Consider the following 14,749-nt stretch of genomic DNA (forward strand, 5'->3'; position numbering starts at 1 on the left):
CAAACCTATTATACAAAATGAAAATTATTTAAGAAAAATTTCTTCTCAACTGCACTGTTTTGTACCTGAAATGCACTTTTTTAAGAAAAAAGCTGGGAGTAATCCCAGCTTTTTCTCTAATGTACTGATCCCAGCAGGATTCGAACCTGCGACCGTTCGCTTAGAAGGCGAATGCTCTATCCAGCTGAGCTATGAGACCTAACATGACCATTCTATCAAAAAATAAGAGGTAAGTCAATCTTCTATTTATGATAAGGGGATCCCTGCTGAATGGTAAAAGCACGATAAATTTGTTCAACAAGAACTAATCTCATTAACTGATGTGGCAAGGTCAAACGTCCAAAGCTAACAGAGAGATTAGCACGATGCTTCACAGCAGGGAATAGTCCCAGACTCCCACCAATAATAAATGTAAGGGTAGAAAATCCCTTTATGGGAGCTTGTTCTAACTGCTTACTGAATTCCTCTGAAGAGAGAGTTTTTCCTTCAATTGCTAACACAACGACAAAATCTCTTTCTCCAATTTTGGAAAGAATTCGATTTCCCTCTATTTCTAATATTTTATGATTTTCTGACTCACTTGCCTTATCTGGAGTTTTTTCATCAGCTAATTCAATAATTTCTACAGTAGCAAAACGAGAAATTCGTTTGGTATATTCAGCAATTCCATCTTTAAGGTATTTTTCTTTTAATTTTCCTACTGTTACAATTTTTATTTTCATTCTTCTATTCTATCATATCCACACTTCATTTCACATCTTATACACAAAAAAATCATTCAAAATTACTAGTGAATTCACAGAATAACGTAAGTTATCCACAACTTGTGTAAAACTTTTACCTTTAAGCTTGAATTAAGTTAATAGATTTATACTTTAACCAAATAAAAAACAAACGGAGGCGTTTATGAAACACTTACAAACATTTTACAAAAAAGGAGTTACCTTTCTTATCATCATTCTGATAGGATTTTTGAGTGGTGCCCTAGGAAGTTTTGTGACACTGCAACTTTATCAAAAACAAGTAAGTCAAGCCACAAATAACACTACAAACACTGTTACTCAGACTTCCTACAAAAATGAAAATGCAACAACTCAGGCCGTTAATAAGGTAAAAGATGCCGTTGTGTCGGTCATCACTTATTCAGCAAATCGGCAAAATAGTGTTTTTGGAAATGACGAGACAGATACGGATACCGACTCTCAACAGGTAGCAAGTGAAGGTTCTGGTGTTATTTACAAAAAGAATGGGAAAGATGCCTACCTTGTGACAAATACCCACGTTATTAAAGGAGCTTCAAAAGTTGATATCCGTTTAGCAGACGGTACAAAAGTTCCTGGTGAAATTGTCGGTTCTGATACGTTCTCTGATATTGCTGTCGTAAAAATTTCTTCAGAAAAAGTCACAACCGTAGCAGAATTTGGAGATTCTAGCAAACTAAATGTTGGTGAGACTGCAATCGCAATTGGTAGTCCTCTAGGATCCGAATATGCCAATACAGTTACCCAAGGAATCATTTCAAGTCTCAATCGAAATGTCTCTCTAAAATCTCAAGATGGTCAAGCCATTTCTACAAAAGCTATTCAGACAGATACTGCCATTAACCCTGGTAACTCTGGTGGTCCACTTGTAAACATTCAGGGCCAAGTTATCGGGATTACATCAAGTAAAATTGCAAGTAATGGTGGAACCTCTGTCGAAGGTCTTGGTTTTGCAATCCCATCAAATGATGCTCAAAATATTATTAAACAGCTTGAAAGTGATGGTAAAGTGACTCGCCCTGCTCTTGGAATTCAAATGGTTAATTTAGCTAATATTGGAGCTAGTGATCTTAGAAAACTCAATATTCCAAGTAGCGTAACTTCTGGTGTAGTGGTAAAATCTGTTCAAAGTAATATGCCTGCATCTGGTCACCTTGAAAAATACGACGTTATTACCAAAGTTGACGACAAGGAGATTTCTTCGTCAACAGATTTACAGAGTGCTCTTTACAATCATTCTATCGGAGACACCATTAAAATCACCTACTATCGAAATGGGAAAGAGGAGACTACAACTGTTAAGCTAGATAAAAGTACAAGTGATTTAGAATCTTAATTGACATCAGTGTAAAGAAAACTTTACATATAATAAAAGATATGTTAGTGTAGAATCATGGAAAAATTTGAAATGATTTCTATCTCGGAAATACAAAAAAATCCCTATCAACCTCGGAAAGAATTTGATGTAAAAAAATTAAAAGAATTAGCTCAGTCAATCAAAGAAAATGGGCTAATCCAACCAATCATCGTTCGTCAATCTCCTGTAATTGGTTATGAAATCCTTGCAGGAGAAAGACGATATCGAGCTTCTCTCTTGGCTGGTCTGACCTCTATTCCAGCAGTTGTAAAACACCTCTCAGATCAGGAAATGATGATTCAGTCTATCATTGAGAATTTACAGAGAGAAAACTTGAATCCGATTGAAGAGGCACGCGCCTACGAATCTTTGGTAGAAAAAGGATTTACTCACACTGAGATAGCGGATAAAATGGGTAAATCTCGTCCTTATATCACTAATTTTATTCGTTTGCTTTCCCTACCAGAGCATATCTTATCTGAAGTAGAAAATGGAAAAATTTCTCAAGCTCATGCACGCTCACTAGTTGGTTTGGATAAAGAGCGACAGGAATATTTCTTTCAACTAATCAAAAATGAAGATATCTCTGTGAGAAAGCTCGAAACATTACTGACAGAGAAAAAACAAAAGAAGCAGAAAAAAAGTAATTCTTTCATCAAAGATGAGGAAGATAAATTAAAAAAACAACTTGGATTGAATGTAGAAATTAAACTTTCTAAAAAAGATACTGGAAAGGTTATTATTTCTTTTTCAAGTCAAGAAGAATATGACAGAATTATCAACAGCCTGAAATAAGGCTGTTCTTTTATTTTTTCAACCCACAAATTTATCCACTATTTTTTATAGCAAAAAACCAAAGAATTCAAGGAAATCCCTCACTTATCCCCAACCTGTGGATAAAAAGTGTAAACATTGTGGATTCTTTTCCACAGATTGTGGAAAAATGCTAGCATCTATGGTAAAATAAGTCTAACAGTAAACCTTTTTACATCAAATATAGCAAAGGAGGGGATAATCGATGAAAGAAAAACAATTTTGGAATCAAATCTTGGAATTGGCTCAAGAAAGATTGACACGTTCCATGTACGATTTCTATGCCACACCTGCTGAACTCATAAAAGTGGAGGGAAATGTAGCTACTATCTTTTTACCTAGACCTGAAATGGAAATGGTTTGGAAAAAACAACTCAAAGATATCATTGTGGCTGCTGGTTTTGAAGTTTATGATACTGAAATAAAAACTCAATTTGTCTTAACAAAGCCTGAGGAAGAATCTTCAACCTATGTCATGGATTCTGAAAATAGCAATCATTATGTTGCTTCACAGGCCAATCTTGCTATTCCATATTCTGAAACAGGATTGAAGGAAAAATATACCTTTGATAACTTTATTCAAGGAGATGGGAATATCTGGGCTAAGTCTGCTGCTCTGGCTGTTTCCGAAGATCTCGCCTTGACTTATAATCCCCTTTTCATTTATGGTGGTCCTGGACTAGGGAAAACCCACTTACTGAATGCTATCGGAAATGAAATTCTAAAAAATATTCCTGAAGCTCGGGTTAAGTATATTCCTGCTGAAAGTTTTATCAATGATTTTCTTGAACACCTGAGACTTGGGGAAATGGAGAAATTCAAAAAGACTTACCGTAGCCTTGATCTCTTACTGATCGATGATATCCAATCTCTCAGCGGTAAAAAAGTTGCAACTCAAGAAGAATTTTTCAATACCTTCAATGCTCTTCATAGCAATCAAAAACAAATCGTTCTGACTAGTGACCGAAGTCCTAAACATTTAGAGGGCCTTGAGGAAAGACTTGTCACGCGCTTTAGCTGGGGCTTGACTCAAAATATCACACCACCTGACTTTGAGACACGTATCGCCATTCTTCAGAGTAAAACGGAACATTTGGACTATAATTTTCAAAGCGATACACTAGAATACCTAGCAGGTCAATTCGATTCAAATGTTCGAGAACTTGAAGGAGCGATCAACGATATCACTTTAATTGCCAGAGTGAAGAAGATTAAGGATATCAGCATTGATATTGCGGCAGAAGCTATTAGAGCGCGCAAGCAAGATGTTAGCCAAATGCTAGTCATTCCAATTGACAAAATACAAACTGAAGTGGGGAATTTTTATGGAGTGAGTGTCAAAGAAATGAAGGGTACAAGACGAGTTCAAAACATCGTTTTGGCACGTCAGGTTGCTATGTATCTAGCTAGAGAACTGACAGATAATAGTCTTCCAAAAATCGGAAAAGAATTCGGAGGAAAGGATCACACCACCGTTATTCATGCCCATGCTAAAATTAAATCCTTGATTGACGAAGACGATAATTTACGTTTAGAAATAGAAGCAATCAAAAAGAAAATTAAGTAGCTTGTGGATAACTTTTCCTTTCTTATCTTTTTTATCCACATTTTTTAAACAAGCTAAAAAGCTTGAAATCATTAAATAGAAATCAGTTTTCCACAGAATTCACACACTCTATTATTTCTATTATCCTTCTAATACTAAAAATAAATAAAGGAGAATCCATGATTCATTTTTCAATTAATAAAAATTTATTTCTACAAGCCCTAAATACCACAAAACGAGCAATTAGCTCCAAAAATGCTATTCCAATTTTATCAACCATCAAAATTGATGTTACCAATGAAGGAATTACTTTAATTGGATCAAATGGTCAAATTTCCATTGAAAATTTCATTTCTCAAAAGAATGAAGATGCAGGTCTTTTGATTACTTCCTTAGGTTCGATTCTTCTTGAAGCTTCTTTCTTTATCAATGTTGTATCTAGTCTTCCAGATGTAACGCTAGATTTCAAAGAAATTGAACAAAAACAAATTGTCTTAACAAGTGGAAAATCAGAAATCACCCTAAAAGGAAAAGATAGCGAACAATATCCACGAATCCAAGAAATTTCAGCAAGTACTCCTTTGGTTCTTGAAACAAAACTGCTCAAGAAAATTATCAATGAGACAGCTTTTGCTGCAAGTACGCAAGAAAGTCGTCCCATCTTAACAGGTGTACACTTCGTATTGAGCCAACACAAAGAACTAAAAACAGTTGCGACAGACTCTCATCGTCTTAGCCAGAAAAAATTGACTCTTGAAAAAAATGGCGATGATTTCGATGTTGTAATTCCTAGTCGCTCTCTACGCGAATTTTCAGCTGTATTTACGGATGATATTGAAACAGTGGAGATTTTCTTTGCAAATAATCAAATCCTCTTTAGAAGCGAAAATATTAGCTTCTATACTCGTCTCCTAGAAGGAAACTATCCTGATACGGATCGTTTGATCCCAACAGATTTTAATACTACAATTACTTTTGATGTGGTTAATTTACGTCAATCTATGGAGCGTGCTCGTCTCTTATCAAGTGCAACTCAAAATGGTACTGTGAAGCTTGAAATTAAAGGTGGAGTTGTTAGTGCCCATGTTCACTCTCCAGAAGTTGGTAAAGTAAACGAAGAAATCGATACTGAGCAGGTGACTGGAGACGATTTGACTATTAGTTTCAACCCAACTTACTTGATTGATTCCCTCAAGGCTTTAAATAGTGAAAAAGTAACTATCAGCTTTATCTCAGCTGTTCGTCCATTCACTCTTGTTCCAGCAGATACTGACGAAGACTTCATGCAGCTCATCACACCAGTTCGTACAAATTAAGTTAAAGAGGTTGAGCCTGGCTCGCCTCTTTTATGATATAATCAAAAAAGAAAAGGAGAGTAGTATGTATCAAGTTGGAAATTTTGTTGAGATGAAAAAAACACATGCTTGCATAATTAAATCAACAGGAAAAAAAGCCAATCGTTGGGAAATTACACGTGTAGGGGCAGATATCAAAATCAAATGTAGCAATTGTGACCACCTTGTCATGATGAGTCGCCATGATTTTGAAAGAAAAATGAACAAGATTATTGACTAAGAACCCTTAGTTAGAGGGTTAGCAAGTTTTCCCTTTTTGTGTTATAATGTTAGGGATTGAAATGAGAACGGAGAATGAGAAACTATGGCTTTAACAGCAGGTATCGTTGGTTTGCCAAATGTTGGTAAATCAACCCTTTTTAATGCAATTACAAAAGCAGGAGCAGAGGCAGCAAACTACCCATTTGCGACTATTGATCCAAACGTTGGAATGGTGGAAGTTCCAGATGAACGCCTACAAAAACTAACGGAAATGATTACACCTAAAAAGACAGTCCCAACAACATTTGAATTTACAGATATTGCAGGGATTGTAAAAGGAGCATCAAAAGGAGAAGGGCTAGGAAATAAATTCTTGGCTAACATCCGTGAAGTAGATGCGATTGTTCATGTTGTGCGTGCATTTGATGATGAAAATGTTATGCGTGAGCAAGGACGTGAAGACGCCTTTGTGGATCCACTTGCAGATATTGATACCATTAATTTGGAGTTGATTCTTGCTGACCTAGAGTCAGTAAATAAACGCTATGCGCGTGTAGAAAAGATGGCACGTACGCAAAAAGATAAAGAATCCGTAGCAGAGTTTAACGTTCTTCAAAAGATTAAACCTGTTCTTGAAGATGGAAAATCAGCACGTACCATTGAATTCACAGATGAGGAACAAAAAGTAGTCAAAGGACTCTTCCTTTTGACCACTAAGCCAGTTCTTTATGTTGCTAATGTGGATGAGGATGTAGTTTCAGATCCAGATTCTATCGACTATGTCAAACAAATTCGTGAATTTGCAGCGACAGAAAATGCTGAAGTAGTAGTTATTTCTGCGCGTGCTGAAGAAGAAATTTCTGAGTTAGACGATGAAGATAAGCAAGAGTTTCTTGAAGCACTTGGCTTGACAGAATCAGGTGTTGATAAGTTGACTCGTGCAGCTTACCACTTGCTTGGACTCGGAACTTACTTTACAGCTGGTGAAAAAGAAGTTCGTGCTTGGACGTTTAAGCGTGGGATGAAGGCTCCTCAAGCAGCTGGTATTATCCACTCAGACTTTGAAAAAGGTTTTATTCGTGCAGTGACCATGTCATATGAGGATTTAGTGAAATACGGATCTGAAAAGGCTGTAAAAGAAGCTGGACGCTTGCGTGAAGAAGGAAAAGAATATATCGTTCAAGATGGCGATATCATGGAATTCCGCTTTAACGTTTAATTAACATTTTAAATAGTGTCAATTAGGTTGGAAAAAAATTCCAACCCTTTTGGCTTTTGAAAGGAAAATAAATGACCAAATTACTTGTAGGATTAGGAAACCCAGGGGATAAATATTTTGAAACCAAGCACAATGTTGGCTTTATGTTGATTGACCAACTAGCTAAAAAACAAAACGTCACCTTTACACACGACAAGATATTTCAAGCTGACCTAGCCTCTTTTTTCCTCAATGGCGAAAAAATTTATCTTGTCAAACCAACGACGTTTATGAATGAAAGCGGGAAAGCTATTCATGCTCTATTGACTTACTATGGTTTGGATATTGAAGATTTACTCGTTATTTACGACGATCTTGACATGGAAGTTGGGAAAATTCGTTTAAGAGCAAAGGGATCAGCAGGTGGGCATAATGGTATCAAGTCTATTATTCAACATATTGGAACTCAGACCTTTAACCGTATTAAAATTGGAATTGGAAGACCTAAAAAAGGCATGTCAGTTGTTCACCATGTTTTAAGTAAGTTTGATCAAGATGACTATGTAGGTATTTTACAGTCAATTGACAAAGTTGACGATGCTGTAAACTACTATTTACAAGAGAAAAACTTTGAGAAAACAATGCAGAGGTATAACGGCTAAATGGTGACTTTATTAGATTTATTCTCAGAAAATGACCAGATAAAAAAATGGCATCAAAATCTGATAAATAAGAAAAGACAACTAATTCTTGGTTTATCAACGTCTACCAAGGCTATTGCAATTGCAAGCAGTCTAGAAAAAGAAAATAAGATTGTGTTACTGACTTCAACTTATGGAGAAGCAGAACAAATTATCAGTGATCTTCTTTCTCTCTTAGGAGAGGAAGTTGTCTATCCATTTTTGGTAGATGACTCTCCTATGGTAGAGTTTTTGATGTCTTCACAAGAAAAAATCATTTCGCGAGTTGAGGCCTTGCGTTTTTTAACTGATCCATTTAAGAAAGGGATTTTAGTTTGTAATGTCGCAGCGAGTCGATTGATTCTACCCTCTCCGACTAGATTTAAAGAAAGTATTATAAAAATTGCAGTTGGTGAAGAATATGACCAACACGAGCTACTTCATCAGTTAAAGGAAATTGGATATCGAAAAGTTACTCAAGTACAGACACAAGGAGAGTTTAGTATTCGAGGAGATATTTTAGATATTTTCGAAATGTCTCAGTTAGAACCTTTCCGAATTGAGTTTTTTGGCGATGAAGTAGATGGTATTCGTATTTTTGAAGTCGAAACACAATTATCAAAAGAAAATCAGACAGAACTCACTATCTCTCCAGCTAGCGACATACTTTTGAGAGAAAAGGATTATCAACAAGGTCAGTCAGCTTTAGAAAAGCAAATTTCGAAGACTCTATCACCGATTTTAAAATCCTATCTAGAAGAGATTTTGTCAAGTTTTCATCAAAAACAAGTACATTCAGATAGTCGAAAATTTTTGTCTTTATGTTACGATAAAACATGGACTGTCTTTGATTATATTGAAAAAGATAGGCCAGTATTCTTTGATGACTATCAAAAATTGATGAATCAATATGAAGTTTTTGAAAGAGAATTAGCGCAATACTTTACAGAAGATTTACAGAATGGTAAATCATTTTCTGGGATGCAGTATTTTGCAGATACAGAGCAAACCTATAAAAAACGAAGTCCAGTGACCTTTTTTTCTAATCTGCAAAAGGGTTTAGGGAATCTCAAGTTTGATCACATTTATCAATTTAATCAATACCCTATGCAAGAATTTTTCAATCAGTTCTCTTTTCTTAAAGAAGAAATTGAGCGATACAAAAAAATGGACTACACCATTGTTTTGCAGTCTAGCAATTCAATGGGAAGTAAAACATTGGAGGATGTTTTAGAGGAATACAAGATTAAATTGGATTCCAAAGATAAGTCAATTATCTGTAAAGAATCTGTAAACTTGATTGAGGGTAATCTAAGACATGGTTTTCATTTTGTAGATGGAAAAATTCTCTTGATTACTGAACATGAGATTTTTCAAAAGAAATTAAAACGTCGTTTTAGAAGACAACATGCGTCAAATGCAGAGCGATTAAAAGATTATAATGAACTTGAAAAAGGGGACTACGTTGTTCACTATATTCATGGAATTGGTCAATATCTAGGGATTGAAACAATTGAAATCAAAGGGATTCACCGTGATTATGTCAGTGTTCAATATCAAAATGGGGATCAAATCTCCATCCCAGTAGAGCAGATTCAGTTACTGTCCAAATATGTTTCAAGTGATGGGAAACCTCCTAAACTCAATAAATTAAATGACGGGCATTTTAAAAAGGCCAAGCAAAAAGTTAAGAACCAGGTAGAGGATATAGCTGACGATTTAATTAAACTTTATTCTGAGCGTAGTCAGTTGAAGGGTTTTGCTTTCTCAGCTGATGATGATGATCAACATGCTTTTGATGATGCCTTCCCTTATGTTGAAACGGATGATCAACTTCGTAGTATTGAGGAAATCAAGAGAGATATGCAGGATTCTCATCCCATGGATCGACTTTTAGTTGGGGATGTTGGTTTTGGAAAGACTGAAGTTGCAATGCGTGCAGCATTTAAGGCTGTCAATGATCACAAACAGGTGGTCGTTCTAGTTCCAACGACGGTTTTAGCGCAACAGCACTATACGAATTTTAAGGAACGATTCCAAAATTTTGCTGTTAATATTGATGTGTTGAGTCGCTTTAGAAGTAAAAAAGAGCAGGCAGAGACACTTGAAAAATTAAAGAATGGTCAAGTCGATATTTTGATTGGAACGCATCGTGTTTTGTCAAAAGATGTTGTGTTTTCAGATTTGGGCTTGATGATTATTGATGAGGAACAACGATTTGGTGTCAAGCATAAGGAAACTTTGAAAGAACTGAAAAAACAAGTAGATGTTCTAACCTTGACAGCAACACCAATCCCTCGTACCCTTCATATGTCTATGCTGGGAATTCGAGATTTGTCTGTTATTGAAACTCCTCCAACTAATCGCTATCCTGTTCAAACCTATGTATTGGAGAAGAATACTAGTGTGATTCGTGATGCTGTCTTGCGTGAAATGGAGCGTGGAGGTCAAGTTTACTATCTTTACAACAAAGTTGACACGATTGACCAGAAGGTTTCAGAATTACAGGAATTGATTCCAGAGGCTTCGATTGGGTATGTTCATGGACAAATGAGTGAAATTCAGTTGGAAAATACTTTATTGGACTTTATTGAAGGACAATATGATATTTTGGTGACAACTACCATAATTGAAACAGGAGTTGACATTCCAAACGCAAATACCTTATTTATCGAAAATGCAGACCATATGGGCTTGTCAACCTTGTATCAATTAAGAGGAAGAGTTGGTCGTAGTAATCGCATTGCCTATGCCTATCTCATGTATCGTCCAGAAAAATCAATCAGTGAAGTCTCTGAGAAGAGATTAGAAGCAATCAAAGGATTTACAGAATTGGGCTCTGGATTTAAGATTGCTATGCGAGATCTTTCGATTCGTGGAGCAGGAAATCTATTAGGAAAATCGCAGTCTGGTTTCATTGATTCTGTTGGTTTTGAATTGTATTCTCAGTTACTAGAGGAAGCTATCGCTAAACGTAATGGCAATGGGAATACAAGGACTAAAGGGAATGCTGAGTTGATTTTACAAATTGATGCCTATCTTCCTGATACTTATATTTCTGACCAACGACATAAGATTGAAATTTACAAGAAAATTCGTCAAATTGACAACCGTGTCAACTATGAAGAATTACAAGAAGAGTTGATGGACCGCTTTGGAGAATATCCAGACGTAGTGGCCTATCTTTTAGAGATTGGTTTGGTCAAATCTTACTTGGACAAGGTATTTGTAGAACGTGTGGAGAGAAAAGAAAATAAGATTACAGTTCAATTTGAAACAATTACTCAGCGACTGTTCTTGGCTCAAGATTATTTTAAAGCCTTATCCACAACGAACTTAAAAGCAGCCATAGCGGAGAATAGAGGATTAATGGAAGTTGTATTTGATGTCCGAAACAAGAAGGATTATGAAATTTTAGAAGGTCTGCTGATTTTTGGAGAAAGTTTATTAGAGATAAAAGAATCAAAGAAAGCAAATCTCATCTGACATTTTTCTTCTATAAAAAGGATAAAAATGGTACAATAATAATTTGAGGTAATAAAAATGAGATTAGACAAGTATTTAAAAGTATCACGAATTATTAAGCGTCGTACAGTCGCAAAGGAAGTAGCAGATAAAGGTAGAATCAAGGTGAATGGAATTTTGGCCAAAAGTTCAACGGATTTAAAAGTTGATGACCAAGTTGAAATTCGCTTTGGAAATAAGTTGTTGCTTGTTAAAGTACTAGAGATGAAAGATAGTACAAAAAAAGAAGATGCAGCAGGCATGTATGAAATTCTCAGTGAAACACGGGTAGAAGAAAATGTCTAAAAATATTGTACAGATGAATAATTCTTTTATTCAAAATGAACATCAACGTCGTCGTTACCTGATGAAGGAGAGACAAAAACGAAATCGTTTTATGGGTTGGGTCCTTATTTTGATGATTTTGTTGTTTATTTTACCAACTTATAACTTGGCCCAAAGCTATGATCAGTTACTGCAACGCCGTCAGCAATTGACAGAGTTGAAAGAACAATACCAAACTCTTAGTGATGAAAAGGATAAGGAATCCGCTTTTGCTACAAAGTTGAAAGATGAAGACTATGTAGCAAAATATGCACGCGCAAAGTACTATTACTCAAAGAAACGAGAAGCGATTTATACAATTCCTGATTTGCTTCCGAGGTAATGTCATGGAAAATTTATTAGAAGTTGTTGAGCAGTTTTTAAGTTTATCAGATGAAAAATTAGAAGAGTTAGCGGCTAAAAATCATTTATTACGATTACAAGAAGAAAGGGAAGGGAAGAATGCGTAAGTTCTTAGTAGTGTTATCGCTACTATCTGTTTTTATCATAACTTCAAGAGTAGTTAGCACGGAAAAACAGCTTCCTTACTCTTCACAAGAAATTTATTATCTAACTGAGTCTGATCATGGATTTTACTATAAAGAAGTTCTTGAATCGCCAATGGTTTATGGAGAAACAGCTGTCTATGCTAATGAAGATCTTGTTAAGGAATCTGGTAAATTGACTCCTGGAACAGCCTTTAAAATCGTAGAATGGCGTTTGAATAGACAAGGTGTTCCTGTTTTTAAATTAGACAATCATCAGTTTATTGCTGCAGATAAGCGTTTAGTCTATGATCAAAGTCAAGTTCAAACTCAAAATAGACAAGTATGGTTGGAACCGGGGTTTGTTATCTATAACAGTCCTTATGGTGCTAAAGAAATTTCTTCATCCCTCTCTCCCTATCAACGCGTAACAGTAGATAGAACCCTCTTTGCTGAGGGACAAGAATTTCTTCATATTGATCAAGTTGGGTGGGTATCAAAAGAGTTTGTTTCAGAAGAAGATAATCGTATCCAGAAGGTTCAAGAAGTCTTGTCAAACAACTATCAGAATGAAAATTACTCTATTTATGTTAAACAGCTGAGTACAGGAAAAGAAGCTGGGGTGAATGAAGACAGCAAACTCTATGCGGCCAGCATCTTGAAACTGACTTACCTTTATTATGCTCAAGATAAGATAAATCAAGGGGAGTATACACTAGATAGTAACTTCAAGTATATTCCAGAAGTGAATAGTTTCCCTGGATCCTATAAACCAGAAGGTAGCGGTAGTTTACCTAAAACAGGAGACAACAAAGATTACAGTCTCCAACAGTTAATTACCAAGATAACAAAAGAGTCTGACAATGTTGCTCATAATATTTTAGGTTATTATGTGACCAATCAATCTGACGGGGCTTTTAAAGAAAAAATGTCCACCATTATGGGTGAAGATTGGGATGTGAATGATAAATTAACTTCTTCAAAAATGGCTGGAAAGGTCATGGAAGCTATTTATAATCAGAATGGCTTTGTACTAGAGTCTCTAAGCAAGACAAATTTTGATAACCAACGAATTGCGAAAGGTGTTTCGGTTAAGGTAGCTCACAAAATCGGAGATGCTGACGAGTTCAAACATGATACTGCCATTGTCTTTACAGACTCACCTTTCGTTCTCTCTATTTTCACTAAAAATTCTGATTATGACACCATTGCTAAGATAGCTAAGGATGTCTATGAGGTTCTAAAATGAGGGAGCAGGATTTTTTAAATCATTTTCTCAGAAAAGAGTATTTCAAAAAACATTCTAAAATCGTATTAGCTCTGTCTGGTGGACTGGATTCAATGTTTTTATTCCAGCTATTGTCTACTTATCAAAATGAGTTGGGAATTGAGTTGATTTTAGCACATGTCAATCACAAGCAGAGAAGTGAGTCTGACTGGGAGGAAAATGAACTAAGGAAGTTAGCTGATGCAGCTGGACTTCCTATTTATATCACAAGCTTTTCAGGAGACTTTTCAGAAGCGCGTGCTCGAGAGTTTCGTTATGATTTTTTTAGGAAAATCATAAAAGAGGTTGGAGCAACTGCCTTGGTCACTGCCCACCATGCAGATGATCAGGTTGAAACGATTTTGATGCGCTTGATTCGAGGAAGTAGACTACGTCATTTAACAGGAATAAAAGAAAGTCAAGTCGTTGATGATATTGAAATCATCCGTCCCTTGTTGCATTTTCATAAAAAAGATTTTCCACTAATTTTTCATTTCGAAGATCAAACAAATCAGGAAAATACCTATTTTCGCAATCGCATTCGGAATAGGTATTTACCAGAACTTGAAAAAGAAAATCCTTGTCTTAAATCCGCCCTTTTAGATTTTGGAAGGGAAATTTCAGATTACCAAGCAACAATAACGGAACTTTCGAAACAAATTGATGTGGAAGATTTGAATGAGCTATTTTCATACTCTCAACAAACTCAAGGAATCTTGCTCCAGAACTATCTTAATCAATTTCCAGACTTAAATCTGACAAAGGCTCAGTTTGCCGAAGTTCGACAGATTTTAGCAACTAAAAGCCAGTATCGTCATTCTCTTAAAAATGGCTATGAATTGATAAAAGAGTATCAATATTTTCGAGTTTGTAAAATCAGTCCTCAGGCCGATGAAAAGGAAGATGAACTTGTGTTATACTATCAAAATCAAGTTCGATATATGGGCTATTTATTTTCCTTTGGTATCCCTATTGAAGGGGATTCTGTTCAAAAAGTAACGGTTTCACGAGAAACACCTGTACATATTAGGTGTCGAAAAACTGGCGATGTTCTTATCCTGAATGGGCATCGAAAGAAACTGAGACGTTTGTTTATAGATTTGAAAATTCCTATTGAAAAACGAAAAATAACCCCTATTATTGAGCAATTTGAAGAAATTGTCTCAATTTTGGGAATTGCTATCAGTGATTTGAGTAAAAACACGAAAAATGATATAATGAACACTGTACTTTATATAGAAAAAATAGATAGGTAAAA

At 35.6% G+C, this 14,749-nt stretch carries 14 protein-coding genes and 1 tRNA gene; 13 read left to right on the plus strand and 2 right to left on the minus strand.

The window, feature by feature from the left end; all coding sequences use genetic code 11:
* Positions 1 to 125: 125 nt before the first annotated feature.
* Positions 126 to 199: transfer RNA gene (locus tag ACVBD2_RS00005), tRNA-Arg, on the minus strand.
* 43 nt (positions 200 to 242) lie between these two features.
* Positions 243 to 722, minus strand: coding sequence for a 23S rRNA (pseudouridine(1915)-N(3))-methyltransferase RlmH (gene rlmH, locus ACVBD2_RS00010; protein WP_125449713.1), 480 nt, complete (start codon positions 720 to 722; stop codon positions 243 to 245).
* A gap of 184 nt (positions 723 to 906) precedes the next feature.
* Between rlmH and ACVBD2_RS00015 the strand changes: the two genes are divergently transcribed.
* The 13 genes from ACVBD2_RS00015 to tilS all read left to right on the plus strand — a co-directional run bounded on the left by ACVBD2_RS00015 (position 907) and on the right by tilS (position 14,747).
* Positions 907 to 2,097 carry a S1C family serine protease gene (locus ACVBD2_RS00015; RefSeq protein WP_125449711.1) on the plus strand — a complete coding sequence of 397 codons (1,191 nt, stop codon included), beginning with the start codon at positions 907 to 909 and terminating at the stop codon, positions 2,095 to 2,097.
* Positions 2,098 to 2,154: 57 nt separating this feature from the next.
* Positions 2,155 to 2,913 carry a ParB/RepB/Spo0J family partition protein gene (locus ACVBD2_RS00020; protein WP_461685775.1) on the plus strand — a complete coding sequence of 253 codons (759 nt, stop codon included), beginning with the start codon at positions 2,155 to 2,157 and terminating at the stop codon, positions 2,911 to 2,913.
* A gap of 223 nt (positions 2,914 to 3,136) precedes the next feature.
* Positions 3,137 to 4,498, plus strand: coding sequence for a chromosomal replication initiator protein DnaA (gene dnaA / locus ACVBD2_RS00025; RefSeq protein WP_125449708.1), 1,362 nt, complete (start codon positions 3,137 to 3,139; stop codon positions 4,496 to 4,498).
* A 158-nt stretch (positions 4,499 to 4,656) separates the two neighbouring features.
* A complete protein-coding gene (gene dnaN / locus ACVBD2_RS00030) occupies positions 4,657 to 5,793 on the plus strand; it encodes a DNA polymerase III subunit beta (RefSeq protein WP_000581146.1) in 1,137 nt (378 codons plus the stop codon).
* A 64-nt stretch (positions 5,794 to 5,857) separates the two neighbouring features.
* Complete coding sequence (locus ACVBD2_RS00035; RefSeq protein ID WP_000285196.1) at positions 5,858 to 6,052, plus strand: DUF951 domain-containing protein; 195 nt, start codon at positions 5,858 to 5,860, stop codon at positions 6,050 to 6,052.
* An 84-nt stretch (positions 6,053 to 6,136) separates the two neighbouring features.
* A complete protein-coding gene (gene ychF / locus ACVBD2_RS00040) occupies positions 6,137 to 7,252 on the plus strand; it encodes a redox-regulated ATPase YchF (protein WP_001218700.1) in 1,116 nt (371 codons plus the stop codon).
* Positions 7,253 to 7,323: 71 nt separating this feature from the next.
* Positions 7,324 to 7,893 carry an aminoacyl-tRNA hydrolase gene (pth, locus tag ACVBD2_RS00045; protein ID WP_461685776.1) on the plus strand — a complete coding sequence of 190 codons (570 nt, stop codon included), beginning with the start codon at positions 7,324 to 7,326 and terminating at the stop codon, positions 7,891 to 7,893.
* Entirely contained in the window at positions 7,894 to 11,397 is a 3,504-nt protein-coding gene (mfd, locus tag ACVBD2_RS00050) for a transcription-repair coupling factor (RefSeq protein ID WP_461685777.1), read from the plus strand.
* Between the two features lie 57 nt (positions 11,398 to 11,454).
* The gene (locus ACVBD2_RS00055; RefSeq protein WP_001234975.1) at positions 11,455 to 11,721 is read left to right on the plus strand and encodes an RNA-binding S4 domain-containing protein; all 267 of its coding nucleotides are present in this window, start codon (positions 11,455 to 11,457) and stop codon (positions 11,719 to 11,721) included.
* Positions 11,714 to 12,082: a septum formation initiator family protein gene (locus tag ACVBD2_RS00060; protein WP_000041923.1), complete on the plus strand. Its 369-nt coding sequence runs from the start codon at positions 11,714 to 11,716 to the stop codon at positions 12,080 to 12,082. The genes ACVBD2_RS00055 and ACVBD2_RS00060 overlap by 8 nt, the downstream gene beginning before the upstream one ends.
* Positions 12,083 to 12,086: 4 nt before the next feature.
* Positions 12,087 to 12,209 carry an SP_0009 family protein gene (locus ACVBD2_RS00065; protein WP_260468141.1) on the plus strand — a complete coding sequence of 41 codons (123 nt, stop codon included), beginning with the start codon at positions 12,087 to 12,089 and terminating at the stop codon, positions 12,207 to 12,209.
* Positions 12,202 to 13,473, plus strand: coding sequence for a serine hydrolase (locus tag ACVBD2_RS00070; RefSeq protein WP_461685778.1), 1,272 nt, complete (start codon positions 12,202 to 12,204; stop codon positions 13,471 to 13,473). Before ACVBD2_RS00065 ends, ACVBD2_RS00070 begins: the two co-directional genes overlap by 8 nt.
* On the plus strand, positions 13,470 to 14,747 hold the full coding sequence (gene tilS, locus ACVBD2_RS00075; RefSeq protein ID WP_461685779.1) for a tRNA lysidine(34) synthetase TilS: 1,278 nt from the start codon (positions 13,470 to 13,472) through the stop codon (positions 14,745 to 14,747). The genes ACVBD2_RS00070 and tilS overlap by 4 nt, the downstream gene beginning before the upstream one ends.
* Positions 14,748 to 14,749: the final 2 nt, after the last annotated feature.

It is taken from the genome of Streptococcus sp. KHUD_018, from assembly GCF_054861215.1.

Excerpts from the sequence above, each read along its gene's own strand:
- rlmH (WP_125449713.1), bottom strand. The coding sequence starts at position 722 with ATGAAAATAAAAATTGTAACAGTAGGAAAATTAAAAGAAAAATACCTT.
- ACVBD2_RS00015 (WP_125449711.1), top strand. The coding sequence starts at position 907 with ATGAAACACTTACAAACATTTTACAAAAAAGGAGTTACCTTTCTTATC.
- ACVBD2_RS00020 (WP_461685775.1), top strand. The coding sequence starts at position 2,155 with ATGGAAAAATTTGAAATGATTTCTATCTCGGAAATACAAAAAAATCCC.
- dnaA (WP_125449708.1), top strand. The coding sequence starts at position 3,137 with ATGAAAGAAAAACAATTTTGGAATCAAATCTTGGAATTGGCTCAAGAA.
- dnaN (WP_000581146.1), top strand. The coding sequence starts at position 4,657 with ATGATTCATTTTTCAATTAATAAAAATTTATTTCTACAAGCCCTAAAT.
- ACVBD2_RS00035 (WP_000285196.1), top strand. The coding sequence starts at position 5,858 with ATGTATCAAGTTGGAAATTTTGTTGAGATGAAAAAAACACATGCTTGC.
- ychF (WP_001218700.1), top strand. The coding sequence starts at position 6,137 with ATGGCTTTAACAGCAGGTATCGTTGGTTTGCCAAATGTTGGTAAATCA.
- pth (WP_461685776.1), top strand. The coding sequence starts at position 7,324 with ATGACCAAATTACTTGTAGGATTAGGAAACCCAGGGGATAAATATTTT.
- mfd (WP_461685777.1), top strand. The coding sequence starts at position 7,894 with ATGGTGACTTTATTAGATTTATTCTCAGAAAATGACCAGATAAAAAAA.
- ACVBD2_RS00055 (WP_001234975.1), top strand. The coding sequence starts at position 11,455 with ATGAGATTAGACAAGTATTTAAAAGTATCACGAATTATTAAGCGTCGT.
- ACVBD2_RS00060 (WP_000041923.1), top strand. The coding sequence starts at position 11,714 with ATGTCTAAAAATATTGTACAGATGAATAATTCTTTTATTCAAAATGAA.
- ACVBD2_RS00065 (WP_260468141.1), top strand. The coding sequence starts at position 12,087 with ATGGAAAATTTATTAGAAGTTGTTGAGCAGTTTTTAAGTTTATCAGAT.
- ACVBD2_RS00070 (WP_461685778.1), top strand. The coding sequence starts at position 12,202 with ATGCGTAAGTTCTTAGTAGTGTTATCGCTACTATCTGTTTTTATCATA.
- tilS (WP_461685779.1), top strand. The coding sequence starts at position 13,470 with ATGAGGGAGCAGGATTTTTTAAATCATTTTCTCAGAAAAGAGTATTTC.